1 protein-coding gene is annotated in these 726 nt (G+C 41.5%); it reads right to left on the reverse strand.

Annotation, left to right across the window (positions count from 1 at the left end):
- On the reverse strand, nt 1-391 hold a 391-nt coding region (locus tag A3761_RS24150), incomplete at its 3' end, for a Fe-Mn family superoxide dismutase (RefSeq protein ID WP_068751065.1).
- Between the last annotated feature and the right edge of the window lie 335 nt (nt 392-726).

A 726-nucleotide genomic window follows, 5' to 3' on the forward strand; every position in this document is an offset into this window, starting at 1 on the left:
CTGCATTCTTAACTAACCAAGTCCAGCTAGAGCCAAAGTTGTTAACAGCTTTGTCGTTGAACTGAGCTTGGAAGTCAGCGAAAGATCCAAATGCTGCATTGATAGCCTCGGCTACTGCGCCAGTTGGCTCGCCGCCGCCATTTGGGCTTAGGCAATTCCAGTAGAAAGTGTGGTTCCAGATCTGGGCTGCATTGTTAAATACTGGGCCGCTTGAAGATTTGATGATGTCTTCAAGGGACTTGCCTTCAAACTCGGTTCCAGGGATCGCAGCATTCAACTTATCAACGTAAGTTTTATGGTGCTTGCCATGGTGAAACTCTAGAGTTTCTTGAGAAATATGTGGCGCTAGTGCGTCAATTGCATAGGGAAGTGCTGGTAATTCAATTGCCATGATGGGCTCTCCATTAATAATGAAAGTCTTTTTATACTATTTCTTGGTGAGCGATTTAGTCGACTCGTTAGAAAAAGCGTGGTTAGTAAGTCTATGATTTATTATTGCTTATTATGGCTCGAATGATAGCACCTAAATTTTTATAAGCCAAAAATCTTGCCTATATGCTTAGCAAATTAGCTTTGAAGTGGTGTTTAGTTTATTTATGTGCCGTATCGCACTGGTGCTAACTAGGTTTTTTTCTGTGTGGATGCTTCTTTTTGCTTGAATGGGTGCGTCCTTTATTACGAGAAGAATGTTTTTTATTTTCTCGTTGCTTAGGTAGGTGAACTTCC

It is taken from the genome of Oleiphilus sp. HI0123, assembly GCF_001635315.1.